The sequence below is a fragment of the Cohnella zeiphila genome, from assembly GCF_014212055.1.
In the GTDB taxonomy this organism is placed as follows: domain Bacteria; phylum Bacillota; class Bacilli; order Paenibacillales; family Paenibacillaceae; genus Cohnella; species Cohnella zeiphila.
In genome coordinates, this window is sequence record NZ_JACJVO010000009.1 from 349,847 (window position 1) to 374,611 (window position 24,765).

A 24,765-nucleotide genomic window follows, 5' to 3' on the forward strand; every position below is an offset into this window, starting at 1 on the left:
AACGAATCTGAGCGATCTTATTTGCCTCGGATTATCCAGGACACGGGAGGCGTAAGCCCAATAAGGTCTCTCAAGTTCGTTACTTTCGGAAATCCCTTGATTTTTACCGAATAGCGTCGTTCAGATTCGTTAGAGCGGCGGTGGCCCCAGGGCCCGCCTCTCAACCCTCTATTCGAAAAGGCGGAGGTGATTCACTCAGCTTCAAGAGAAGTCTATTCACCCGATTTCAAGAGAAGTCTAATCCTCTGATTTCAAGAGAAGTCTATTCACCCGATTTCAAGGGAAGTCCACTCCCCTGATTCAAGGAAAGTCTATTCACCCGATTCAAGATAAGCCTCTCCGCTCGAGTTCAAGAGAGGCCGATTCGCCAAACTTCCAGGGCTTCCATTTCAACTGCCGGAATGTCGGCCCGTCAAGTCGCGAAGCGCGTCCTCGAGCTTGGGAAAAGCGAAAGTAAAGCCGTGTTCCAGCGCCTTTCGAGGGTAGGCGTGCTGCCCGGTCAGCAGCAGGACCGACTGCTCGCCGAGCGCTTTTTGCAGCACGAACGGCGGCACGTGCAGCCAATGGGGCCGGCGGGTGACCCGGGCGAGCGTGCGGCCGAACGTGTCGTTGTTGACCGGATCGGGAGCGACGGCGTTGACCGGCCCCGACAGGTCGGGACGATCGAGGCTGAACAGGAACAGCGAGACCAAGTCCTGAAGGTGAATCCATGGGAACCCTTGCGTTCCGCTCCCCATGCGCCCGCCCACGAAGAAGCGATAGGGCAGCCGCAGCAGCGGGAACGTGCCGCCATTGCGTCCCAGCACGAGGCTGATGCGCAGCTTCACGATCCGTTCGACCGGAATTTGGTCGACGGCCTCCTCCCAGGCGATGATCGTTCTGCCCAGAAGGTCTTCGGGCTGCGGCGGATCATTTTCGTCGAACCAGCCGGGTTCTTCGGAATCCGGAATCGAGTCGTTCTCCGCAGCCGAAGGATTGCCGGCGATGTCCGAATCGAACCGATTGCGCTCTTTATCCTTCGGTCGAAGCGAGGCCAGGAGCTCCTCCAGATCGAATTCCTCCGAAGAGGAGCCGGAAGCGCCGGGTTCGCCGGCAACGGACGCCCAATCGTCATCCTCGCGCAGATCGGCGGCACGGGGATTCGCCGCCGGCTGTTCCGTTTCGACCGATTCTTCCTTCTGCGACTCGACCGAATGCCGATTGAAAGCTTGCGTTTCCTGCGCCTGCGCACGGTACTCGTCGGCAGAGGATTCCCCCGCATGAATATCATCCAAGTAAAACTCGTGCGAATCAAGCTCCGTCGAGCGAACGGGCTGCGGGCCTGCCGCGGGCGGTTCGGCCGGCGAAGACGCGTTTGACCGCAACGCGTCTCGTTCCGTCTCGGGATGCATGTCCGCAACGCCCTCGTCTTCGCGACGTTCTGAGGCGGAAGCGTCATTTCGCTCCGGTCGGGCTCCATACGTGAATCCGCGAATCCCCACTTGTTCCGCCTGGCTGACGAATGGACGCGGCCGGTCATCCTGTTCGGCTTCCCATTCCTCGCGCCAATTGCCGATGTCGTCTCGTTTTTTCTTCATTTTCATTTTCTTCGGCTTCGGCGCGAATTCGGGTTTGACGATCGGCGAGTACGAATGTCCGTAAAGCGAAATGCCGGAGGCATTGACCAGCACCTTCGGCGGCTCCGGCATTCGTTTGACGATGTCGGCGATATGCAGGGCGGTCTGGGTGCGCGAGACCAGAATGCGGCGCTTGGCCTCTTCGGTCCAGCGCTTGCTGATCGTCTCGCCGGAAAGGCAGACGATGGCGTCGATTCCGCTCCACCGTTCCGGCCGCTCGGACCATTCCTCCCAAGTAACATACAAAAGGCCTGCAGCCGGAGCCGCAGGCAATTGGCGCGTGACAATCCATACCTCGTCCCCGCGCTCCAGCAGAGCCTCGGAGAGCGCCGTTCCGATAAAACCGGTACCTCCGCACAGCATTACGCGCATTGAATCGCTTCCCTTTTCTCCGTTATTGCTTGTCGATGCTGACAATGGTGTACTGCTTCAAAGAATTGCCGTCCGACACGATGGTCGTCTCCGTATATTGGAATTTGACGGCAGTTCCTTCTTCCCAGCCGGACAGCTTGTCCGCGATGGACGGATCGATCCGGAACGGAGTCGGTTGTCCGTTAAATTGAATTTCGATGGAATTGGCGTCCCCCAATCCATTGTACGTTCCCGTTCCGTCCAGCGTATCCGCGGACGGAGACGGAGACGGAGTCGGGGATGGGGAGTCGTCCGGAGAAGCGACGGCCGGGTCGCTGGCGCCGGGATCGGAGGGAAGCGTCGCGCTTGCGCTCGCACTCGAGCTTGCGCTCGGGGTTACGGAGGCGCTGGCGTTCGAATTGTCTTTATCGCTGCTGCACGCGGTACCCATCAATAGCATGGATAGAACGGCAACGGTCCAGGCTGAATGCTTGCCGATTCGGTTCATGATGAAACACCTCCAAGAGTTGGTCCGATTTCTAGGCTGTTAAAATAATCCCTCAAGAGGTTAGACGACCGGGACGCCTAAAGGTTTCGTTTTTTCAAATTCGGCCGGTCTAGCCGAGCAGATGGCGATAAGGCGAGTAGTCGATCTGGTTTTTCTCCAGAAAGCTGATCAGGAAGCTGTGGTCCCGCTTCGGCGTCGCCAGTATGTATCCTTCGATGCAGTGGTCCACCGTGACTTCCTTCGCGCCGCTCTCCACCGCGACCTGGCCGATCCGGGCGGCGATGGAATGCTTGGCGATGTCCCGGAACGGCGCCGGAACGGGAGCCGCGAGCTGTTCCAGCATTTCCTTCGACTGGTCGGTCCAAAGCGGCCGGCTGCGCTCTACCCAATAGTTCTGCCAGTCGAGCTTGGACTTGCCGTCGCCCTTCGGCAGCACCTTCAGAAACTTGCGGAACATGAAAAAACCGCCGATGCTGACGAATACGACCAGCAAGAAGGCCCAAAAGGCAATGAAGTACATTACCCAATCGGGAGCGGATTTCATCTCGAATCACCTCGAATTCAAATTATACCGCATTTTCGGATCGATTTCGACGTTTTCGCCGCATGCGGGAGCGTGATGGCCAGGGGATATTTTTCGGCGTTGAAATCGGTCGGTATTTTCAACATTCGGCCGCAACGGCCTTATGGCATAATGGCGGTGGCGGTTTAAGACGGCAATGGGGAGGCGGAGAGGATGGAAAGGCGCGATTACGGAAATACGGGCATGTCGGTCAGCGCCCTAGGTTTCGGAGCGGCGGAGATCGGTTTTATTGGGGCGGACGCGAAGGCGATCGAACGGCTGCTCGGCAGCGCCCTGGATGCGGGGCTTAACCTGATCGATACGGGCGAGTGCTACGGCGACAGCGAAGCGCTGATCGGGGAAGCGGTCGGACACCGCAGGAGCGAATACTTTTTGTTTACCAAATGCGGCCACGGCAAGGTTGCCGGATATGACCGGCCGGACTGGGAGCCGGCGCTCCTGGAAGAGACGATCGACCGCAGCCTGCGGCGGCTGCGGACGGATTGCCTGGACGTCGTGCATCTGCACAACTGCTCGGAGGAGCTGCTGCGGCAAGGCGACGTGATCGACGTGCTGCTGCGGGCCCGGGAAAAGGGCAAGATTCGGTTTCTGGGCTACAGCGGCGATCATTTCGCAGCGCTGTACGCGGCGACGTGCGGAGCGTTCCAGTCGCTTCAAACCTCGGTCAGCATCGCCGACCAGGAAGCGATCGAGCTGACGCTGCCGGAAGCGCGCAAGCGGGGAATCGGCGTCGTCGCCAAGCGTCCGATCGCGAACGCGGTCTGGACGGCCCCGGGCAAAGTCGAGAACGAACGCCATCGGGAATACGCGGAGCGTCTCGGCAAACTGGATTACGATTTTTTTCGCGAACGGCCGGAGGAGGCGATCGGGATTGCGCTCCGCTTCACCTTGTCGGTCCCCGGGGTTCATTCGGCGATCGTAGGGACGGCGAAGCCCGGCAGATGGGAGGAGAACGCCAAGATTCTGGCAAACGGTCCGCTCGAAATCGAAGAATACGAGGCCATCCGGACGGTATGGCGAGAGAGAGCGGAGGCCGGCTGGCGCGGATTGGGCTGACCGAAGGCGGCATCGGCAACAGAGGGCGAATGGCGAGATGCGGGATTCGGCGCGAAAGCGTCGGGGCCGCATCCCGCTTTTTTTATGCCCTGCGCAGATTCTGCCAGGTCTTTCTTCGCCGCGAATCTTTTTAAGAGGCTAGGAACCTGTTACAATAAAGGTTGATTTAAAGGGCGTCCCGGGCCGAGCGGAAAAGAGCGCGGGCGCGAAAGGAGAAGACGATGCTGAAGATCGGATCGCACGTTTCTTTTTCGGACAAAGGGTTGCTGACCGCAACCGAGGAAGCCGTCTCATACGGTTCCAGCACGTTTATGATTTACACCGGCGCGCCGCAAAATACGAGGCGCAAGCCGATCGAGGACTTATACATCCCGGAAGGCAAGGATGCGATGACGTCGGCGGGCATCGACGAGATCGTCGTGCACGCGCCCTACATTATCAATTTGGGCTCTTATAAAGAAGCGACGTTCGATCTCGCGGTGAACTTCCTTCAGGAAGAGATTCGCCGCACGCACAAGATCGGCGTCCGCAACATCGTGCTGCATCCGGGCGCCTACACGGAAAAGGATCCCGAATACGGCATCGCGCGGATCGCGGAAGGCTTGAACGAGGTGCTCGACGGCACGAAGGAAACCGACGTCAACATCGCGCTGGAGACGATGGCGGGCAAGGGAACGGAGATCGGGCGCAGCTTCGAGGAGCTGGCGGCGATCATCGAGAAGGTCCGCGCGAACGACCGGTTGACGGTCTGCATGGACACGTGCCATATGCACGACGCGGGCTACGATATCGTAGGCGATATCGACGGCGTGCTCCGGAAGTTCGACGACATCGTCGGGCTGGACCGCGTCGCCGTCGTGCATGTCAACGACAGCAAAAATCCGCAAGGTGCGGCCAAGGACCGCCACGCGCCGATCGGCTCGGGCTGGATCGGCTTCGAGGCGATCGACCGCGTCGTTCACCACGAAGCGCTGCAAGGCCGGCCGTTCGTGCTGGAGACGCCGTGGATCGGCAAAAAGGAACGGCCGATGTACGAAGCCGAGATCGCCATGCTGCGCGCGGACGCGGAAGATCGGTTCGGCGGCGAGTTCATGGAGGATGTCGAGCGGCTTCATCATTTTTACGCGAAGTCGGACGTCGTGCCGCGTCAGTACGTGCTGCAGACGTGGGACCTTCTGAAGTCGGATGCCAAGGCGAAGAAGGCGGACCCCCGCGAACCGATGGAACGGCTCTACGACATGATCAAGGAGAACCGGGTGTTGTCCGAAGATTACAGCGAAGAGCAAGTGAACCAGCGGCTTACCGCAAGCCTGGCCGGCAAGGAATGGCTGGCGAAAGTATAAATCAGCATTTTCAAGAAGGAAGAGGTTTTGGAAGATGAGTCAATCGGTCTATCAAACGCAGCGTCCCGCCGAGGACAAGAGCAGCCGGGCGCGCATGCTGATCTCCTGCCCGGACCGGGCGGGCATCGTGGCGACGGTGTCGCATTTCCTGTACGAGCACGGAGCCAACATCGTGCAGTCCGACCAATATACGATGGATCCCGAAGGCGGCATGTTCTTCATGCGGATCGAGTTCGACCTGGACAACCTGGAGAGCTCGCTGCCGACGCTTCAGGAGGATTTTACGCGGGTGGCGGACCGATTCTCGATGAAGTGGAGCGTCTACCGGGCGGGCCGCCGGAAGCGGATCGCGGTGCTCGTCTCCAAGGAGGATCATTGCCTGCTGGAGCTGCTGTGGCAGTGGCAGGCGGGCGATCTCGACGCGGAGATCAGCATGGTCATCAGCAACCATGACGACATGCGCTCCTTGGTGGAATCGTACGGCATTCCGTACCACCACATTCCGGTTACGGCGGACACGAAGGCGGAAGCGGAGCGCAAGCAGCTCGAGCTGACGGAGGGGAAAATCGACCTGATCATCCTCGCCCGCTATATGCAGATCGTCACGCCGAAGTTCATCGAGCGGTTCCCGAACCGGATCATCAACATCCACCATTCGTTCCTGCCCGCCTTCGTCGGGGGCAAGCCTTACCACCAGGCGTACAGCCGGGGGGTCAAGCTGATCGGCGCGACCGCCCACTACGTGACGGACGAGCTGGACGCCGGCCCGATCATCGAGCAGGACGTGCAGCGGGTCAGCCACCGCGAGAACGTGAACGAGCTCAAGCGGATGGGGCGCCATATCGAACGTACCGTCCTGGCGCGCGCGGTTCGCTGGCATGTCGAGGACCGGCTCGTCGTCTACCAGAACAAAACGGTTGTTTTCATTTGACCCGGGCACGGACAACCGGCGCTTTCGCGGCTTTACCGGCGAAGCGCCGGTTGTCCGTACAAGTGTGGCATTGGCAAGGGTCGCATGATACAATAGGCAAGACTGGCGCAGCACCTCCGGAGATCGGGAAACCGACGATCCGGGGCCGGCCATGAACGTTCGTGCAAATGATGGAGGAGGCCAAACAAGGTTATGACAGTAAGCTCGAAATCGATTGAACAGCTATCCGTAACGACGATCCGCACGCTCGCGATCGACGCCATCGAGAAGGCGAAGTCCGGCCATCCGGGCATGCCGATGGGCGCCGCTCCGATGGGCTACCAATTGTTCGCCAAGACGATGACGCACAATCCTTCCCGCCCGGATTGGATCAACCGCGACCGCTTCGTGCTGTCGGCCGGCCACGGCTCGATGCTGCTCTATGCGCTGCTTCACTTGAGCGGCTACGATCTTCCGCTGGAAGAGATCAAGAACTTCCGCCAATGGGGCTCCCTGACGCCGGGCCACCCGGAATTCGGCCATACGGCCGGCGTCGACGCCACGACCGGTCCGCTCGGCCAAGGCTTCGGCATGGCGGTCGGCATGGCGATGGCGGAAGCGCAGCTCTCCGCCACCTATAACCGCGACGGCTATGCTCTGATCAACCATTTCACTTACGGCATCTGCGGCGACGGCGACCTGTCCGAGGGCATCTCCGGCGAAGCGGCTTCGCTGGCGGGTCACCTGAAGCTCGGCAAGCTGATCATGCTGTACGATTCGAACGACATTTCGCTGGACGGCGAACTGAGCCTGTCGTTCTCGGAAAATGTGGCCAAGCGCTTCGAAGGCTACAACTGGCAGGTGCTTCGCGTCGAGGACGGCAACGATCTGGACGCCCTGGCCAAGGCGATCGCGGCGGCGCAAGCCGAGACGACGAAGCCGACGCTGATCGAAGTGAAGACGGTCATCGGCTACGGTTCCCCGAACAAGGGCGGCAAGGGCGGCCACGCGGGCCCGCACGGCTCTCCGCTCGGCACGGAGGAAGCGAAGCTGACGAAGGCGTTCTACGAATGGGACGAGCCGGAATTCTTCGTTCCGGAAGAAGTTCGCGCCCACTTCGCCGAAGTGAAGAAGCGCGGCGAAGAGGCTAACGCGGCTTGGGACGCGCTGCTCGCGAAGTACAAAGCGGCTTACCCGGAACTGGCCGCGCAGTTCGAGACGGCCGCCTCCCGCAAGCTGCCGGCCGGCTGGGACGCCGACCTGCCTTCCTATACGACGGAAGACAAGCCGCTGTCGACCCGCGTCGCTTCCGGCAACGCGCTGAACGGCCTGGCCAAGAACGTGCCTCATCTGGTAGGCGGCTCCGCCGACCTGGAGAGCTCGACGATGACCCACCTCAAAGGGCTGCCGATTTACAAAGCCGGCCAGTACGACGGCCGCAACATCTACTTCGGCATCCGCGAATTCGCGATGGCCGCGGCGATGAACGGCATCTCGCTGCACGGCGGCCTCAAGGTGTACGGCGGCACGTTCTTCGTGTTCACCGATTACCTTCGTCCGGCGGTTCGCCTCGCATCGATCATGAAGCTGCCGGTCGTATACGTGCTGACGCATGACTCGATCGCGGTCGGCGAAGACGGCCCGACCCACGAGCCGATCGAGCAGCTCGCTTCGATCCGCGTCATCCCGGGACTGACGGTGATCCGTCCGGCCGACGGCAACGAGACTTCCGCGGCATGGGCTTACGCGATGGAGAACACCGCGAATCCGGTCGCGCTCGTGCTGACGCGCCAGAACCTGCCGATTCTCGAAGGAACTGCGGACAAGGCTCGCGAAGGCATCCGGAAGGGCGGCTACATCGTCTCCGAAGCCGCGAACGGGCAGCCGCAAGGCATCCTGATCGCCACCGGCTCCGAGGTCCAGCTTGCCGTCGCTTCGCAGAAGGCGCTGGCGGAGCAAGGCATCCACGTGCGCGTCGTCAGCCTGCCGAGCTGGGATCTGTTCGACAAGCAGCCGAAGGAATACCAGGGCAGCGTCATTCCGAAGTCGATCAAGGCTCGCCTCGCGATCGAGATGGCTCACCCGTTCGGCTGGGATCGCTTCGTCGGCGACGAAGGCGCGGTGTTGGGCATCGAGACGTTCGGAGCTTCCGCTCCGGGCGACCGCGTGATCAAGGAATACGGCTTTACCGTCGAGAACGTCGTCGACCGATTCAAGAAGCTGCTGTAAGGACTTGGGGGAGGAACAACCGATATGTCGCAGTTCGATAACGTATCCGTCGTCAAGGCGGCCAACATCTACTTTGACGGCAAAGTAACGAGCCGAACCGTGATCTTCGCGGACGGCACGCGCAAGACGCTCGGCATCATGCTGCCGGGCGAGTACGAATTCGGCACCGGCCAGCCGGAATTGATGGAGATTCTGGCGGGAGAGCTGACCGTTCAGCTTCCGGGCTCTCAAGATTGGATCTCCATCTCCGGAACGGGCGAGTTCACCGTGCCGGGAGACTCCAAGTTCAAGCTCAAGATCGCGCAAACGACCGACTACGTCTGCTCTTACCTATAAGGGCGGCGGGAACGGCTCCTTCGGGAGCCGTTTTTTTCTTTGCCGCGGGCGGGCCAACCATAAAAAAACGCTGACTGTATCTGTCAGGGGGAATCGTGTACAATGCAGGCAAGGGGTGAGATCATGAGCGGTAAATCCGGCGAATTGCCCATTTTGTTTTTCGAGAATCCCGCATCGCTTATCGAATGGCTGGAGGAGAATCACGCCGCGTCTCCGGGCTTCCGGCTGAAGCTGGCCAAGAAAGGCTCCGGCTTGAAGTCGGTTACATACGACGAGGCGATGGACTGCGCGCTCCGGTACGGTTGGGTGGACAGCCAGAAAGAAGCGCTCGACGACCTCGCCTGGCTGCAGCGCTTCACGCCTCGCGGACCGCGAAGCATCTGGTCCAAGATCAATCGCGAGAAAGCGGAGCGGCTCATCGCCGCAGGGCTGATGAAGCCGTCCGGTCTGGCGGCGATCGAAGCGGCCAAGCGGGACGGCAGATGGGACAAAGCATACGCCTCTCAAAGTATCGCCGAAGTGCCGGAAGATTTCGCCGCGGAATTGAAGCGGAATCCGAAGGCGGCGGCGTTTTTCGAAACGCTGGACCGGCAGAACCGCTACGCCATGCTGTTCCGCATCCATCAGGCGAAAAAGCCGGAAACCCGGGAGAAGCGGATCCGGGAGTTTATCGGCATGCTCGAGCGGGGCGAAACGCTGTACCCGAAAGCCAAAGCCAAGAAGGTCTGACGATCGATGTCCAAAGCGACCAACATGCTGTCCATTCTGTGGCTGCTTCGTTCCGGCGGGAGAATGACCGCCCAGCAGCTGGCGGACGAGCTGGAGATTCACATTCGCACCGTTTACCGCTGCATCGACTCGCTGTGCGCCAGCGGCGTCCCGATCATCGCCGACCCGGGGCGCAGCGGCGGCTACCGGATTTTGGAGACGTTCTCCGAATCCCCGCTCCTGTTCGACCTGGACGAGCAGAAGGCGCTTGTCCACGCGTCCACGTTCGCCCAGGAAGCGGGCTATCCGTTCCAGGAAGCGCTCGTTCGGGCGATCGACAAGCTGAAGCGGTATACGAACGAGAAGCAGCTTACCCGGATCGAGAGGCACCTGGAGGGGCTGTCGGTCATTCAGACGCCGGCCGGCGAGAAGGAGCAGGAGCGGCTCCGGGTGCTGGAAGAGGCGGCCGCCACAGGCATAACAGTCGAGATGACGTACGACAAGGGCAAAGGCGCAGGCCCTGAGGCGCGACCGTTCGATCCCTATGGCATCGTGCATTGGAAGGGGAGCTGGTACACCGTCGGTTATTGCGGCCTGCGCCGGGAGATGCGCAGCTTCCGGACCGACCGGATCATCGACCTGCAAATGACGGATCGCCGCTTCGGGCGCCCGGCCGCCTTTTCCGCGAAAGAGTTCCTGATGAATCAGCTGCTTCCGGACGCCTTGGCTTCGGAAACGTTGGTTCTTGTGCGGATTCGCGGGCACGAGCATGCGCTCGAAGAGCTCGGCCGCCATTGGCTGTTCGGGCACGCGCAGACGGAACGGGGAGAAGGCGAAGCCGTGTACCGGCTCGGCCTGTCCTCTCTGCTCACGTACGTGCCGTATTTTTTGCTGCCGTACGGGCGGGCAATCTCGGTCGTCGAGCCGTACGAGCTGATCGAGAAGCTGGCGGAAGTCAGCTCCGGCCTCGCCGATCACTACCAAGCGATGAAAGATCAATCCAAATCAAGAAAAGGATGAGGATCATGAGCAAATTCGCGATGTACGGAAAGTTTACCGCCCACCCCGGCAAAGGGGACGAACTGGCGAAGATTTTGCTGGAGGCGGCGGAGCAAAGCAAAGACTTCGACGGCTGCGAGCTGTATATCATCAATACGGCGGAAGAGGATCCGGACACGATCTGGGTGACGGAGCTGTGGCGAGACGTCGAGTCGCACGACGCTTCGCTGCGCCAGGAGGGAGCCGGAGAGCTCATCCGGCGCGCCCGTCCGCTCATTGCCGGCGTTCAGCCGATCAAGCTTCGCCCGCTCGGGGGCAAAGGGTTCGACCGTTCGAATTAACTAGACGACGGGCAAAGGTCCGATTTTTTTGCAAAGGATGAGAAACCGATGGACTTCCAACCGCTGTCCCGCTTTATCGATCGCCTGACTTCCTGGCGCATTCCATGGGCCGAAGTAACGGTCATGCGCGGCAACGAGACGATTTTCCGTTATCGCAACGGCTATGCCAATCTCGAAGAGCAGACTTCCATCGGCGACCGCGGAATTTTCAACCTTTACTCGCTGACGAAAATTCTGACCTGTACGGCGGCGCTTCAGCTGTTGGAAAAAGGCGCTTATCTGCTGAGCGATCCGCTGTCCGCCTATTTGCCGGAGTACGCCGACATGACGGTGCGCAGGACGCTGGAGGACGGCCGAACCGTTCTGGAAAAGGCAGAAAGACCGATCACGGTGCGCGATTTGTTTACGATGACGGCCGGATTCTCTTATGACCTCGGAGCGCCCTCCATCCGAGAGGTTAAGGAGAGTACGAACGGCAAGGTGCCGACCCGCGAATTCGCGAGGGCGCTGGCGAAGGAGCCGCTCCTGTTCGAACCGGGCACCCGCTGGAACTTAGCTTATGCCACGACGTTCTCGCCGCGCTTGTCGAAGCGGTGGACGGAAGGCGATTCGGCGCATACGTAAAGGACGAGATTACCGGGCCGCTCGGCATGAGCGACACGGGCTTCGAACTGTCGGAAGAGCAAAGAGGCCGTTTGCTTCCGCAGTACGAATACAACGACGCGCTGGGCAAGCCCGTGCGCAAGGACGGGAACGGGTTCCGGATCGGCACGGAGTTCGAGAGCGGCGGAGCGGGGCTGCTGTCGACCGTCAGCGATTACGCGAAGTTTCTGAGCGCGCTGACCCATCGGGGCACGAGCCCGGACGGTACTCGCATCCTGTCCTCGGCAACGGTGGAGCTGATGCGGACGGATCATCTGACCGAGAGCACGCGCGGCGATTACAATTGGGGGCAGTTAGCCGGCTACGGCTACGGGCTCGGGGTCAGAACCCATGTCTCCAAAGCCGGCAGCGGATCGCTGAGCCCGCTCGGCGAATTCGGCTGGAGCGGCGCGGCCGGCTGCCTTGCGATCATCGATCCGGATTCGCGGCTGACCGTCCTGTATGCGCAGCATTTGCTCAACAACCAAGAGCCCTATGTCCATCCGCGGCTCAAAAATATCGTCTACGCCTGTCTTTAAAAAATACTGACCGTAATTGTCAGGGGACGCTCTTTATAATGTCGTTGTAAGGCTAAATCGACAGGCGGAGGCGGTACAAGCATGTTTACGAAGATCGACGATTTCTTGAAGGAATGGGAGACGGATACCGCGGTCACGGAGCGGGTGCTGGACGCGCTGACCGACGAATCGCTCGGCCAGCCCGTGACGGACAAACACCGGACGCTGGGCGGCATTGCCTGGCATCTGGTCCAGTCGTACAACTATATGACCGGGCTTGGACTGGAATATGACGAGCCGCTCGCGGGCGATGAGATCCCGGCATCGGCGGCGGTTATCGCTTCCGAGTACCGGCGGATGAAGGAAGTTTTCCGGCGGGCGCTGACCGGCCAGTGGACGGACGAGACGCTTCGGCGTACGGTTTCGATGATGGGAGAAGAGTGGGCCAACGGAGCTTCGCTCCGGTTCACTTTAAACCACGAGATTCATCACCGCGGTCAAATGTCGGTGCTGATGCGCCAGGCGGGGCTGCGCGTGCCCGCCATCGCAGGCCAGACCCGCGACGATTGGATCGACATGGGCAGGGATCCTTTGCCTTGAGCCGCTGACGCCGAGCAGACGAAGACGCACCGCATCCCGCGGATTATCCGTGTGATACGGTGCGTCTTGACGTTCAAAAAGAGTAACGCCGCCCAATCAACGGCCGATGCGCTTGCCGATCCACTCCTCGTACACCCGGCTCAGCGCCGCCAGGTCGTCGTCGCCGTATCCTTTGGCGTCGCCGGCCTGGAACATGCTTTTGGCGGCTTCAAGCATCGGCGTCGGAACGCCCATGCCGTCGGACAGGACGGACGCGAGCCTAAGATCCTTGAGCATCAGGGAGAGCGCGAACTGGACCGAATAGTCTCCGGCGACGATCTTCGGTCCTTTCAGGTCGGCCTGCTTGCTGGCCGCTCCGCCGCCCTGGACGACCCGAACGAACGACTCCATGTCGAGCCCGCCTTTGGCGGCGATCGCCATCCCTTCGATCAGGCCGGCGGCGTTGATGCCGACGATGGCATTGTGGCCGAGCTTGGCGGTCGCGCCGCTGCCGCTCTCGCCCATGCGGATAATTTCCCGGCCCATGGCGAGGAAAATGTCCCGGCACGCTTCGATCGTCTCTTCGGCGCCGCCGACCATGAACAGGAGCGTCCCCTGGATCGCTCCGTCCTTGCTGCCGGTCACCGGCGCGTCGAGGAAGGAGCCGCCGGCTGCGGAAGCGTCCGCCGCCAGCCGGCGGGCGAGCGCCGGCGAGATCGTGCTGCTGTCGATCAACTTCGTTCCCGGCCTCAGGCCGTTCAGAATGCCGTCCGCGCCGTAGTAGATTTCTTCGACGGCGCTGTCGTTGCTGACGATCGTGATCACGACGTCCGCTCGATCGGCCGCTTCCCGCGGCGTGGCGGCGACGGCCGCCCCTTCCGAGGCAAGCTCGTCCGCTTTGGCGGGGGTCCGGTTGTAGACCGTAACGGCGTACCCTTTGCGAAGCAGGTTGGCGGCCATCGGCAGCCCCATCGTGCCCAAGCCGATAAATCCGATTCTCGACATGCTCTGGTCCTCTCCTTTTCGGATTGACTCGTATTTTCTGATTATAGACCACCCGCAACGGCAAAGGAAGGACCGGCAGGTCTTAACGGCAAGGCAAGGGGCCGTTCCCTTTTCGTCGAAATCCGCCAAAAACGCCCTGTCGAATTTATCGAGATCCTCATAGGTTTTTGCCAAAGCTTGTATCTCGGTGCCCCGTTGAAGTATGCTAAGGCTATGGTCGCAAGGCCCGAAAGATCGTTCACGAAGGGAGCTTGTTCAAAGTTGAGTCAAAGCATTCGTCTGGACTATTCCAAAGCGCTGAAGTTCGTCGGTCAGAACGAGATCGACAACCTGGCGCCCGCCGTCAAGCTGGCACACGAGCAACTGCATAACGGAACCGGGGCAGGCTCCGATTACCTGGGCTGGATCAACCTTCCGTCCGATTACGACAAGGAAGAGTTCTCCCGTATCCGGCAAGCCGCCAAGAAGATCCAATCGGATTCCGAAGCGCTCGTCGTCATCGGCATCGGCGGTTCCTACCTCGGAGCCCGTGCCGCTATCGAGATGCTGTCGCATTCGTTCTACAATACGCTCTCCAAGGAACAGCGCAAGACCCCGCAGATCTTTTTCGCCGGGAACAACATCAGCTCCACCTACGTAACGCACCTGCTGCAGGCGCTCGAGGGCAAGGACTGGTCGATCAACGTCATCTCCAAGTCCGGCACGACGACCGAGCCGGCCGTGGCGTTCCGCATCTTCCGCGAAGCGCTGGAGAACAAGTACGGCAAGGAAGCGGCCAAGGGACGCATCTATGCCACGACGGACAAGTCGCGCGGCGCGCTGAAGAAGCTGGCGACCGAAGAAGGCTACGAATCGTTCGTCATTCCGGACGACGTGGGCGGACGCTATTCCGTGCTGACGGCCGTCGGCCTGCTGCCGATCGCTGCCGCCGGCATCGACATCGAAGAGATGATGCAGGGCGCTCAGGAAGCGGCGACTCTTTACAACAACAGCAATTTGAGCGAGAACCCCGCTTACCAATACGCGGCCATCCGCAACGCGCTGTACCGCAAGGGCAAGACGGTCGAAATTCTCGTCAACTACGAACCGGGCCTGCACTACGTATCGGAGTGGTGGAAGCAGCTGTACGGCGAGAGCGAGGGGAAAGATTTCAAAGGAATTTACCCGGCGTCCGTCGACTTCTCCACGGATCTGCACTCGATGGGGCAGTTCATTCAGGAAGGCAACCGGATCATTTTCGAGACGGTCATCCAAGTGGGCGAAGTGAAGGAACAGATCACGCTGAAGAGCGATCCGGACGATCTGGACGGCCTGAACTTCCTTGCCGGCAAGACGCTGGACTTCGTCAACAAGAAGGCGTTCGAAGGCACGATCCTGGCGCATACGGACGGCAACGTGCCGAACCTGGTCGTGCAAATTCCGGACATGACGCCGCGCTCGTTCGGCAAGCTCGTCTACTTCTTCGAGATCGCCTGCGGCGTCAGCGGCTACCTGCTCGGCGTCAACCCGTTCGACCAGCCGGGCGTCGAAGCGTATAAAGTGAACATGTTCGCGCTGCTCGGCAAGCCGGGCTTCGAGGACAAGAAGAAAGAACTGGAAGCCCGGCTGTAAGAGGAGACCGGACGTTCCATATCCGTAACGAAGGGCTGCTCCCGGATGAGAATTTGCCGGCGGGCGCCCTTTTTTTATTCATTAAGAATTTATAAATTCCCGGGGCCCCCGCAAAGTACCTGAGTAAGCTTCGAAGCTAAGCCCCACTTTGTGGGGTTATCTTATCGTGTCGATAATTTTGGGATTTTGGCTGAAAACGGCGGCAAATCGCCATCCGATCCTGTACAATATGAAAAGATGGCAAAACAGTTCGGTCGCACGAGGAGTGGAGTCCCGATGGTTCGCAGGCTTGCGGCGGTTTCGGCGCTATTGGTCTGTCTGCTGCTGCCCGCTTATTCCGTATACCTTTCTCTATCGTCCGAGCGGGGGCCCGTCGCTTCGGCGGGGCTTATCAACCTGAGCCATTGGGATTTCGACGACAAAGGAACGGTAGCGCTGAACGGAGAATGGGAATTCTACCGGAATCAGCTGCTGACGCCGGCTTCTTTCTCGTCCCATGCGGCGGAGCGTCCCCGGCGAACGGCTTTTGCGGATCTGCCGGGCACGTGGAATTCGTATATGGGCGAGGACGGCGAAGCGACTCCTTACGGTTACGGCACTTACCGCCTTCGCGTTCGCCTGCCGGGAAACGGGAGCGAAACGTGGGGCATCTATACCGATTCGATCCGGCTGTCCTGCCGGGTGTACCTGAACGAATGGGAGGTCGCCTCCTGCGGCCGGCCGGACTCTTCCCCGGAGCGGGACAAGGCGGCCAACGTTCCGGAGGTCGGGTACGCTGCGGTGAACGGGAACGAAGTCGATATTCTCGTGCAAGTATCGAATTATTTATACGGATCGGGAGGAGTCGTCTCCCCGATTCTGTTCGGCGAGCAGAATTCCGTAACGAAGCTCAGGGAATGGAGGACGCTGCAGGATCTCATTCTCGTCGCGGGCTTCATCGTGCCGGCCGTTTATCTGCTGCTGATCTACCGCAACCGCAGGCAGGAGAAGGGGCTGCTGCATCTCGGCGCTTTCGGCATCTCGGGCGCCTTCTTTGCGCTGACGCACGGCGAGAAGCTGATCTCGGATGTGCTTCCGGGCCTTCCCTATGAGTGGATTCTGAAGCTGCAATTGATATCCACTACGTTCGGCTATTATTTTCTGCTGCGATACTGCGCGGGCTCCGTTCTCGGGCGCGGGCACCGAACGCTGCTCCGCGTCATGGGCGGCTTCTGCCTGCTCTCTTTGGTGTTGTCTCTTCTCCCCTACGGCCTATACGGCAGGCTGGAACCGATCATGTTCGCTTATACGCTGTGCGCTATCCTGTACACGTTGTACCTTGTCGTTCGCAACCTGAGAAACGGCCGCAGGTCCGTACTCGAATGGATCGGCATGCAAAGCGTTCTCGTGATCATCATCCTGATCACGATGTCCGTATTCGGCGGCTGGGAGACGCGAACGACCGTCACCTTCGAAATGCTCGTGTTCGTGCTGTCGCAGGGAATTTTGCTGGCCGGCCGCTTTTCGAGGTCGTTCCGGGACGTGGAGCAGCTGTCCAACCGGCTTCTGACGCTGGACGGCCTCAAGGACGAATTTCTCGCGAGCACGTCGCACGAGCTCAAGACGCCCTTGCACGGCATGATCAACATGGCCGATTCGCTGCTGCAGGGAGCGGCGGGGCCGCTCAACGACAAGCAGGCGCGGGATTTGTCCATGATCTCTTCGACCGGCCGAAGACTGTCCCTGCTTGTCCGCGACATTCTCGATCTGGCGCAGCTGAAGAACGGCGGCACCATGATTCTGAGACGCAGGGCCGTGCAGCTTCCCGCCGTGGCGGCATCGGTGCTGGAGGTCGTCAAGCATACGACCGGCGGCCGGCGCATCGCCTTCGCTCAGCGCTGGCCCGAAGATTTGCCGCCGCTGGAAGCGGACGAGGACCGGCTGGCGCAAATTTTGTACAACCTGCTCGGCAACGCGGTCAAGTATACGCCTGCCGGCGAGGTGACGATCTCCGCGCGGACGAACGAACGGGAGGCGATCGTGACGGTGTCGGACACGGGCATCGGCATTCCGGCCAACAAGCTGGACGGAATCTTCCTGTCGTTCGAGCGTCTTGGCGTGGAACATGAGCTGGGCGAGGAGGGCACCGGTCTCGGACTCAGCATTACGAAGCGTCTCGTCGAGCTGAGCGGCGGCCGGATCTGGGTCGAATCGACCGTCGGCGTCGGCACTTCGTTTCATTTTACGCTCCCGCTGGCGTCGGCCGGGACGGAGATCTCGGCGGAGAAGCAGCTTGCTGCGGCAGCGGAGACGGAAGCGGAGGTTCCGCTTCTTCCGGAGGAGTCTTCTCCCCCAAACGGGAAAGCCGTCACCGAAGGCACGGTGCTGATCGTCGACGACGACCCGGTCAATCTTCAGGTGCTCGTCAACCTGCTGTCTCTTGACCGCTACAAAGTGCTTTTGGCGGAAAGCGGGGAAGAAGCGCTCCGAACGCTTCGGGGAGGCGCCGGTGCCGACCTCGTCATCGCGGACTGGATGATGCCTGGCATGTCCGGCCTGGAGCTGTGCCGCGACATCCGCAAGCGCTACCCGCCGTCCGAATTGCCGGTGCTGCTGTTGACCGCCCGAACGAGGCCCGAAGACGTGCTCGCCGGATTCCGGGCCGGCATCAACGACTTCCTCGGAAAGCCGGTCGATTCCGGAGAATTGCGGGCGCGGGCGAGGACGCTGATCCAGCTGCGCAAGTCCGTGCAGGAGACGATCCGCACCGAAATGGCGTTCCTTCAGGCGCAGATCAAGCCGCATTTTCTGTTTAACGCGCTGAATACGATCATGGCGACGAGCCAGGTCGACACGGACATGACGATGGAGCTGCTCGGCGAATTAAGCCGTTACTTGCGCGGCAGCTTCGACTTCCGGAACCGGGAGAAGCTGACGACGGTAGACAAGGAAATCGAGCTCGTGCGCTCGTACTTGCATCTGGAGCAAGCGCGGTTCGGCAGCCGGCTGCGGGTGGAATTCGAACTGGACGAGGACCGAAGCGCGGCCATCCCTCCGCTGACGATTCAGCCGATCGTCGAAAACGCGGTTCGCCACGGCGTCATGGGCAAGGTCGAGGGCGGAACGGTTCGAATCTCCGTACATACGGGCAATGAAGGAACGACCGTCGTCGTGTCGGACGACGGGACGGGCATGACGGAGGAGCGTGCCGCGAACCTGCTCTCCGGGCCGGGAGAGGCGGCGGGCGGCGTAGGCGTCATCAATATTCACCGCCGTCTGCTCGCCTTGTTCGGCCAAGGACTGCTTATCGAGAGCGAGCCGGGACGCGGAACGACCGTTCGTTTCTCGGTTCCGCGGGAAGGCGTCTGACGCGGCGAAGCTTTGTCGAGAGAATGGAAAATAGAAAGGAGGAGGCGGCATGCTGCCCGAATACGCAACGGTCAGACAATACGGAGATAGCGAGATCGTCATCCGCAAATCGCGGTTTATCGGTCACGCGATGCCGGCAGGGAGCGAGGAGGAGGCGATCGCATTCGTCGAGGAGATCCGCAAACGCCACAAGACGGCCACTCACAACTGCTACGCCTACATGGTCGGGGAACGCGATGAGTGGCAGAAAGCGTCGGACGACGGGGAGCCGAGCGGGACGGCCGGCAAGCCGATCCTGGAAGTCATCAAGAATCGCGGGCTCCAGAACGTAGCCGTTGTCGTCACCCGGTATTTCGGCGGCATCATGCTGGGAGCCGGCGGGCTCGTCCGGGCGTATACCGACGGTGCCGTGGCCGGCATCGAGGCCGCCGGTCCGGTCGTGAAGGTGCTCCACCGCGAGGTGGCCGTCGAGGTCGATTACACCTGGTACGGCAAGCTGGAGAACGAGCTGCGGGCGCGCGAAGCCCGGGTGTCGGATACGATCTTCACCGACCGGGTGCGGGTCGTCTGCTGGCCGAGGACCGGGGAGGCCGAGCGGTTCGCCGCCTGGATCACCGACCTGACGCAAGGTCAGGCGGTCGTGGAGCCGGGCGGAACGAACTACTGGATCGACGGGGAATGAGCCGAGGGCTCGTCCGGGATCAGCTTCACGAGGAACTCCCTCGTGCGGGGGCCGTCGAATTCGCAGAAATAGATGCCCTGCCATCTCCCGAGCAGCAGTCTCCCTCCGGAGACGATGACGGTCTGCGAGGTGCCGGTCGTGATCGCCTTCAGATGGGAAGCGGTATTTCCTTCGGCATGGCGGTACTTGGGATGCGTCCACGGGTACACTTCGTCCAGGCGCATCAGCACGTCCCGCTTCACGTCCGGATCGGCGTTCTCGTTGATGGCGATACCGGCCGTCGTATGCGGGCAGTAGACGATCGCGATTCCTTCCTTCATGCCCGAGCGGCGGACCGCCGCGTCCACTTCCCGGGTAATGTCGATCATCTCGTCGCGCTTCGACGTTCGAAGCTGCTCTTTATGGACCATGCGTCGATTTCCTCCTTTGAGCGTTTTCCTCGATTATAGCGAAATTCCCGCCCATGATACCAGCATGAACAAAGCACCTCGTATAAGCAATCTGAATAGCCTTCATTAGGAAACTTGATAAAACTGTGAACTTTGAGCGGATTTGCATTGACGGCAAGATATCGTTTCTGCTACAGTATCAATACCTACTAAGTTAATAGGAATTATGTTTTTGTGCTACGGCTCGATACGCCCGGGAGGTTCGCATACGTGACGAACATGCTGCAGAACCGATGGTGGAGCTGGGGATTTCGCAGCGCCATCCTTTTGTATTTCATTTTACTGATCGTTTTTCCTATCATCGGAATTTACGGGCAGTCCCTAACGAACGGCTGGGCTGCCCTTGTCGATAACTTAACCGAACCGATCGCCTGGAAATCGGTGCTCCTCACCGCGAAGCTGGCGTTGTTCGCCACCATCATCAACATCCTGATCGGCACGATGGCCGGTTGGGTTCTCATCCGTTACCGGTTCCCGGGGAGAAGCTTGCTCAACAGCATGGTCGATCTGCCGTTCGCGCTGCCGACCGCGGTCGTGGGGCTGATGATGCTGCTTCTGCTCGGTCCCCGCAGCGAGGTCGGGCATTGGGCGGATTCGCTCGGCTTCACGATCCTGTTCCATGAGCCGGCCATTGTCGTGGCTATGGTGTTCGTGACGTTCCCGTTCGTCATCCGCGCCGTTCAGCCGCTGCTGGAGGAGATGGACGCGTCCGAAGAGGAAGCGGCGTATACGCTGGGCGCTTCCCGCGCGAAGACGTTCTTCCGCGTCATCCTTCCGGCGATGGTTCCGGGCATCATGAGCGGAGCGATGCTCGCTTTCTCGCGGGCGCTGGCCGAATTCGGCGCGGTTGTCCTCGTCGCGGGGAACATTCCCGGACGGACGCTTGTGGCATCGGTCTACATTTACGGTCAGATCGAGAGCGACAACCCGGCCGGCGCGGCGGCGGTCTCCGTGCTGCTGCTTACGTTCTCGTTCCTCGTCCTTTGGCTCGTCAGCTACGTGCAGTCGAGGAGGACGGGACGATGAAAGCTCTGTGGATTACCCTTACGTTTATCGTCTTTGCGCTGCTGCTCGGCATTCCGGTCGTCCGCATCGCCGGCGGCGCTTGGGACGACGGCTGGAGCGGCTTCGCGGCCGGGCTCTCGAGGCCCGAGGCGGTTCATGCGCTGATGATGACGGGACTGATCGTCGTAATCGTAACGGCGGTCAACGCGCTGTTCGGCGTTATGCTCGCCCTTTATCTCGTCCGCGCGAAATGGCTCGGCACCCAGCTGAAGCGGATCATGAACAGCATCGTCGATTTGCCTTTCGCGGTGTCTCCCGTCATCGGCGGGCTCATGATCGTGCTGCTGCTCGGTCCGGATACGGCGCTCGGCTCGCTGCTGAACAAAGCGGGCGTGCCGATCGTCTACGCGCTCCCGGGCATGGTGATCGCCACGCTGTTCGTGACGTTCCCGCTCATTGTCCGCGAGGTGATGCCGGTCCTTCAGGAGATCGGCGATCAGCAGGAGGAAGCGGCCCATTTGCTCGGCGCTTACGCCTGGACGACGTTCTGGCGGGTGACTTGGCCGTCGATCCGGTGGAGCGTCGTGTACGGCGTCGTGCTGACCGTCGCCCGAACGCTGGGCGAATTCGGCGCGGTGCTCGTCGTGTCGGGCAACATCATCAACAAGACGCAGACGGCGACGACGCTCGTGTACGAGGATGTCGAGAACTTCAATCTTACGGCCGCGAACGCGGTCGCGCTCGTGCTGGCCGCATGCTCCATCGGCTTGCTGCTGTTCATGGAATGGGCGAAATCCCGGAAAGCTAGCTGAAGCGGGAGCCGCTCTTGAAGAAGGAGGGAGGCCGCATGCACGTAGAGGTGCGCGGTTTGAATAAGAAATTCGGCGATTTTCAGGCGGTTCGGGATGTGGAATTCGCGATCGGCAAAGGACAGCTGATCGGGCTGCTCGGTCCGAGCGGCGGCGGCAAGACGTCCATTCTGCGGATGCTCGCGGGGCTCGAGAAGCCGGACTCCGGCGACATCCTGTTCCACGGCCGGCGCGTGAACGACCTGCCGCCGCAGGAGCGGGGCATCGGCTTCGTCTTTCAAAACTATGCGCTGTTCAAGCATATGACCGTCGCCGACAACATCGCCTTCGGCCTCCAGGTGAAGAAGTGGCCGAAGCCGAAGATCAAGGAGCGGATCGCGGAATTGGTCGAGCTGACCGGACTGGCCGGGTTCGAGAAGCGCTTCCCGCACCAGTTGTCCGGCGGACAGCGGCAGCGCGTGGCGTTCGCCCGGGCGCTGGCTCCGGAGCCGCAGCTGCTGCTGCTCGACGAGCCGTTCGCCGCCATCGACGCCAAGATCCGGCATGAGCTGCGGTCGTGGCTCCGCGAGATGATCGACCGCCTCGGCATCACGTCGATCTTCGTGACGCACGACCAGGACGAAGCGATCGAAGTGGCCGACGAGATCATGATCATCAGCAAGGGAAAGGTCGAGCAGAAGGGAACGCCGTGGGAGATTTACAAAAATCCGCAGACGCCGTTCGTCGCTTCTTTTATCGGAGAGTCGACCGTCATCGAGGATATCGCTTCCCTGAAGGGCTTTGAGGCGGCAGCCTCATGGCCCGGAACGAAGGGGCTGATTCGGCCCGAGTATATCGAAGTCGGCAAGGAGAACGAGTTCATTCTGCTCTCCGCCACCGAAGCGGGGCGGGTCAGCCACGTTCACTTCCGCGGCAGCGAGTGGCTGGTGGAGGTACAGGTCGGAGAGATCAAGCTGGTCACGTACCGCTCCTTGGAGAAAAAAGTGCTGCAGCCGGGAGAAGAGGTGCGCGTGCTCGTGCATCGGGCGTACCTGTTCAACGATAACGACAATTGGGTGATGGAGAACAAGCTGAAGGAAGATCCGTTGCCGGTTCATATTTAGGGGAGGCCAGCCATGATTCGGGGAAGCCGACAACAGACACGCCAGACTCGCCGACATCGCGTCCTGCCCAGGCTGGCCGGACTCGCCTCCGTCCTGACGCTGGCATTGGCCGTTAGCGCATGCGGCGGCGGGAACGGGGGAGCGGGGCAGGCGTCGCCGGGATCCGCCGGCGGAGGCAAAGGAAGCGTGACGCTGGTCATCGGCGCATACTCGGTGGCGAAGGACGCGCTGCAGGAGATCATGCCCGAATTCCGCGAGGAATGGAAGCAGAAGACCGGCCAGGACGTGAAGTTCCAGGAGTCCTACGACGCATCCGGCACGCAGGCGCGCGCCATCGCCGGAGGCTTTGAGGCCGACGTCGCCGTCCTGTCCATGGAAGGCGACATCGACAAAGTGGAGAAGGCCGGCTTGATCAAGAACGACTGGAGAAGCGGCCCGGACGGCGGGATGATTACCCGGTCCATCGTCGTGATGGGAACGAGGGCAGGCAATCCGCTCGGCATTCGGGATTTCGACGATTTGACGAAGCCGGGCGTCAAAGTGCTGTACCCGAACCCGGATACGTCCGGCGGAGCGCAGTGGGACATCAACGCGATCTACGGCGCAGGACTCAAAGAGTCGGAAGACAAGACCGGCGCGAAAGATCCGGCCGCGGCGAAAACGTTCCTGGCGGCGGTTCATCGAAACGTGGAATCGATGGACAAGAGCGGCCGGGCATCGATGGCCGCGTTCGAATACGGCGTCGGAGACGTCATCGTCACGTACGAGAACGAGCTGCTTGCGCGCATCGCCCAGGGCGTGAAGTACGACGTCGTCACCCCAAGCCGCACGATTCTGATCGAGAACCCGGCGGCGGTCGTCGACGTCAATGCCGACAAGCACGGCGTACGTGCGGCGGCGGACGCTTTCGTCGCCTTCCTTCACGGCGAGAAGGCGCAGGAGATTTTCGCGAAGCAAGGCTTCCGCCCGATAGCCGCCGACGTAGCGGCCGAATGGCAGAGCAAATTCCCGCAGCCGAAGGAATTGTTCGACATCGGTTACCTGGGCGGCTGGGACGAAGTGCGCAGCACGCTCTATTCGAGCCGCGGCGTCTGGTACCAGGTGCAGGCGGGCCGCTGATCCTCCGGTATGCGTTGCTATTTATCACAGCCTCGGCTCGTCCGGGGCTTTTTCATTTTGGAGCCAGAGCGCCATCGAGAGCTCGTCCCGCTCGACAACCAGGCCGCTTCGGGCCAGGCGGTACGGTTCTCCTTGCAGATAGACCGTCTGCACCATCCGAAGCAGGAACAACAGCTGCTCTACGTCGGAACAGTCGTACTCGTGAGGCGGCAGATCCGGGCGGTGCCAGACGACTCTCATGGCTTGTTCTCCTCTTCCTTGGCTTTGTCCTTGCGGCTCTTGAATTCCATCACAAAAGCGAGAACGACGCCGGGAATGAACAGAACCCACAGCCACCACGTCATCTGAAGCATTCGATCAGCTCCTCCCGAAAGTCGGATTTTCAACCAATAGACGCATTCTTTTGAAAATACTTCAATCCCCCCTATTGTAACTTGTAAAATATACCTATTTCAAGGGCATTATTGAAGAATCGTCAACGTTCTGTTGAAAAAATGTCGAATCTCTTATACTGATACCTATGAGAGGTGAAGCGGATGTCGTTCGGAACGCGGTTAAGACAAGCCCGCAACGAGAAGCATCTGACTCAAAATCAGGTAGCGGTCAAGCTGGGGATCGACTTTACGACCATATCCAAATACGAGAACGACCGGTCACAGCCCGATAACGAAATCTTGAAGGAGCTTGCCGGGATTTATGAAGTTTCGCTCGATTGGCTGCTGAAGGGCGATCGCAAGGAGGAGCCGGCTTCCGGCAACAAAATTTTGGTGGGCGGAACGGTCGAGGAGCTGACCGACGAAGAGGCGAAGCATCTGCTGGACAGCCTGGAGATGTTCCGGCTGCTGAAGGCGAAGCGGGAGAAGGAACAGAGACGGGACGACTTGTACCGGAACAAATAGGCAGAGATGGCCGAAT

Annotated in this window: 25 protein-coding genes; 19 read left to right on the top strand and 6 right to left on the bottom strand. The window is 60.6% G+C overall.

What is annotated here, in order from left to right; all coding sequences use genetic code 11:
- Positions 1–389 precede the first annotated feature (389 nt).
- The 3 genes from H7C18_RS08675 to H7C18_RS08685 form a co-directional block, all read right to left on the bottom strand.
- The gene (locus H7C18_RS08675; protein ID WP_185128629.1) at positions 390–1,988 is read right to left on the bottom strand and encodes a DUF1731 domain-containing protein; all 1,599 of its coding nucleotides are present in this window, start codon (positions 1,986–1,988) and stop codon (positions 390–392) included.
- Between the two features lie 22 nt (positions 1,989–2,010).
- Entirely contained in the window at positions 2,011–2,475 is a 465-nt protein-coding gene (locus H7C18_RS08680) for a hypothetical protein (RefSeq protein WP_185128630.1), read from the bottom strand.
- Between the two features lie 109 nt (positions 2,476–2,584).
- Positions 2,585–3,019, bottom strand: a complete 435-nt coding sequence (locus H7C18_RS08685) for a DUF2621 domain-containing protein (protein WP_185128631.1) — start codon at positions 3,017–3,019, stop codon at positions 2,585–2,587.
- A gap of 192 nt (positions 3,020–3,211) precedes the next feature.
- Between H7C18_RS08685 and H7C18_RS08690 the strand changes: the two genes are divergently transcribed.
- From H7C18_RS08690 to H7C18_RS08735, 11 genes are all read left to right on the top strand, one after another.
- A complete protein-coding gene (locus tag H7C18_RS08690; protein WP_185128632.1) occupies positions 3,212–4,114 on the top strand; it encodes an aldo/keto reductase in 903 nt (300 codons plus the stop codon).
- A gap of 221 nt (positions 4,115–4,335) precedes the next feature.
- Positions 4,336–5,457 carry a deoxyribonuclease IV gene (locus H7C18_RS08695; protein WP_185128633.1) on the top strand — a complete coding sequence of 374 codons (1,122 nt, stop codon included), beginning with the start codon at positions 4,336–4,338 and terminating at the stop codon, positions 5,455–5,457.
- Positions 5,458–5,491: 34 nt separating this feature from the next.
- Positions 5,492–6,388: a formyltetrahydrofolate deformylase gene (gene purU, locus H7C18_RS08700; RefSeq protein WP_185128634.1), complete on the top strand. Its 897-nt coding sequence runs from the start codon at positions 5,492–5,494 to the stop codon at positions 6,386–6,388.
- A gap of 192 nt (positions 6,389–6,580) precedes the next feature.
- Positions 6,581–8,596: a transketolase gene (gene tkt, locus H7C18_RS08705; RefSeq protein ID WP_185128635.1), complete on the top strand. Its 2,016-nt coding sequence runs from the start codon at positions 6,581–6,583 to the stop codon at positions 8,594–8,596.
- 24 nt (positions 8,597–8,620) lie between these two features.
- Positions 8,621–8,932, top strand: a complete 312-nt coding sequence (ppnP, locus tag H7C18_RS08710) for a pyrimidine/purine nucleoside phosphorylase (protein WP_185128636.1) — start codon at positions 8,621–8,623, stop codon at positions 8,930–8,932.
- 123 nt (positions 8,933–9,055) lie between these two features.
- Positions 9,056–9,661, top strand: coding sequence for a YdeI/OmpD-associated family protein (locus tag H7C18_RS08715; RefSeq protein WP_185128637.1), 606 nt, complete (start codon positions 9,056–9,058; stop codon positions 9,659–9,661).
- A 6-nt stretch (positions 9,662–9,667) separates the two neighbouring features.
- Positions 9,668–10,660 (top strand): helix-turn-helix transcriptional regulator, encoded by a 993-nt coding sequence (locus tag H7C18_RS08720; protein ID WP_185128638.1) that lies wholly within the window; start codon positions 9,668–9,670, stop codon positions 10,658–10,660.
- 5 nt (positions 10,661–10,665) lie between these two features.
- Positions 10,666–10,980, top strand: a complete 315-nt coding sequence (locus tag H7C18_RS08725) for a putative quinol monooxygenase (RefSeq protein WP_185128639.1) — start codon at positions 10,666–10,668, stop codon at positions 10,978–10,980.
- 48 nt (positions 10,981–11,028) lie between these two features.
- The gene (locus tag H7C18_RS35500; protein ID WP_273386241.1) at positions 11,029–11,604 is read left to right on the top strand and encodes a serine hydrolase domain-containing protein; all 576 of its coding nucleotides are present in this window, start codon (positions 11,029–11,031) and stop codon (positions 11,602–11,604) included.
- Complete coding sequence (locus tag H7C18_RS35505) at positions 11,574–12,161, top strand: serine hydrolase domain-containing protein (RefSeq protein ID WP_337913157.1); 588 nt, start codon at positions 11,574–11,576, stop codon at positions 12,159–12,161. Before H7C18_RS35500 ends, H7C18_RS35505 begins: the two co-directional genes overlap by 31 nt.
- Before the next feature lie 81 nt (positions 12,162–12,242).
- Complete coding sequence (locus tag H7C18_RS08735; protein ID WP_185128640.1) at positions 12,243–12,740, top strand: DinB family protein; 498 nt, start codon at positions 12,243–12,245, stop codon at positions 12,738–12,740.
- 96 nt (positions 12,741–12,836) lie between these two features.
- On the opposite strand, the gene H7C18_RS08740 is transcribed toward H7C18_RS08735, so the two are convergent.
- Positions 12,837–13,748, bottom strand: coding sequence for an NAD(P)-dependent oxidoreductase (locus tag H7C18_RS08740; protein ID WP_337913232.1), 912 nt, complete (start codon positions 13,746–13,748; stop codon positions 12,837–12,839).
- A 237-nt stretch (positions 13,749–13,985) separates the two neighbouring features.
- Here H7C18_RS08740 and H7C18_RS08745 point away from each other — a divergent pair, with 237 nt between their 5' ends.
- From H7C18_RS08745 to H7C18_RS08755, 3 genes are all read left to right on the top strand, one after another.
- Entirely contained in the window at positions 13,986–15,335 is a 1,350-nt protein-coding gene (locus H7C18_RS08745; RefSeq protein WP_185128642.1) for a glucose-6-phosphate isomerase, read from the top strand.
- A 276-nt stretch (positions 15,336–15,611) separates the two neighbouring features.
- Positions 15,612–18,683 carry an ATP-binding protein gene (locus H7C18_RS08750; RefSeq protein ID WP_185128643.1) on the top strand — a complete coding sequence of 1,024 codons (3,072 nt, stop codon included), beginning with the start codon at positions 15,612–15,614 and terminating at the stop codon, positions 18,681–18,683.
- Positions 18,684–18,732: 49 nt separating this feature from the next.
- Positions 18,733–19,365: a YigZ family protein gene (locus H7C18_RS08755; RefSeq protein WP_185128644.1), complete on the top strand. Its 633-nt coding sequence runs from the start codon at positions 18,733–18,735 to the stop codon at positions 19,363–19,365.
- Here the strand turns inward: H7C18_RS08755 and H7C18_RS08760 are convergent.
- Positions 19,344–19,775: a secondary thiamine-phosphate synthase enzyme YjbQ gene (locus H7C18_RS08760; RefSeq protein ID WP_185128645.1), complete on the bottom strand. Its 432-nt coding sequence runs from the start codon at positions 19,773–19,775 to the stop codon at positions 19,344–19,346. The two genes, H7C18_RS08755 and H7C18_RS08760, sit on opposite strands and share 22 nt — an antisense overlap.
- Positions 19,776–20,033: 258 nt before the next feature.
- On the opposite strand from H7C18_RS08760, the gene cysT reads away from it, so the two are divergent.
- Genes cysT through H7C18_RS08780 form a run of 4 tightly spaced genes read left to right on the top strand, consistent with a single transcriptional unit; the run spans position 20,034 to position 23,850 of the window.
- The gene (cysT, locus tag H7C18_RS08765; RefSeq protein WP_202886997.1) at positions 20,034–20,840 is read left to right on the top strand and encodes a sulfate ABC transporter permease subunit CysT; all 807 of its coding nucleotides are present in this window, start codon (positions 20,034–20,036) and stop codon (positions 20,838–20,840) included.
- Positions 20,837–21,631: a sulfate ABC transporter permease subunit gene (locus H7C18_RS08770; protein ID WP_185128647.1), complete on the top strand. Its 795-nt coding sequence runs from the start codon at positions 20,837–20,839 to the stop codon at positions 21,629–21,631. Before cysT ends, H7C18_RS08770 begins: the two co-directional genes overlap by 4 nt.
- A 35-nt stretch (positions 21,632–21,666) precedes the next feature.
- Positions 21,667–22,731, top strand: a complete 1,065-nt coding sequence (locus H7C18_RS08775) for a sulfate/molybdate ABC transporter ATP-binding protein (RefSeq protein WP_185128648.1) — start codon at positions 21,667–21,669, stop codon at positions 22,729–22,731.
- Between the two features lie 12 nt (positions 22,732–22,743).
- Positions 22,744–23,850 carry a sulfate ABC transporter substrate-binding protein gene (locus tag H7C18_RS08780; protein WP_185128649.1) on the top strand — a complete coding sequence of 369 codons (1,107 nt, stop codon included), beginning with the start codon at positions 22,744–22,746 and terminating at the stop codon, positions 23,848–23,850.
- Positions 23,851–23,874: 24 nt separating this feature from the next.
- Here the strand turns inward: H7C18_RS08780 and H7C18_RS08785 are convergent, their stop codons facing one another.
- Positions 23,875–24,090, bottom strand: a complete 216-nt coding sequence (locus H7C18_RS08785; RefSeq protein ID WP_185128650.1) for a hypothetical protein — start codon at positions 24,088–24,090, stop codon at positions 23,875–23,877.
- A gap of 296 nt (positions 24,091–24,386) precedes the next feature.
- Here H7C18_RS08785 and H7C18_RS08790 point away from each other — a divergent pair, with 296 nt between their 5' ends.
- The gene (locus H7C18_RS08790) at positions 24,387–24,749 is read left to right on the top strand and encodes a helix-turn-helix domain-containing protein (protein WP_185128651.1); all 363 of its coding nucleotides are present in this window, start codon (positions 24,387–24,389) and stop codon (positions 24,747–24,749) included.
- Positions 24,750–24,765 lie beyond the last annotated feature (16 nt).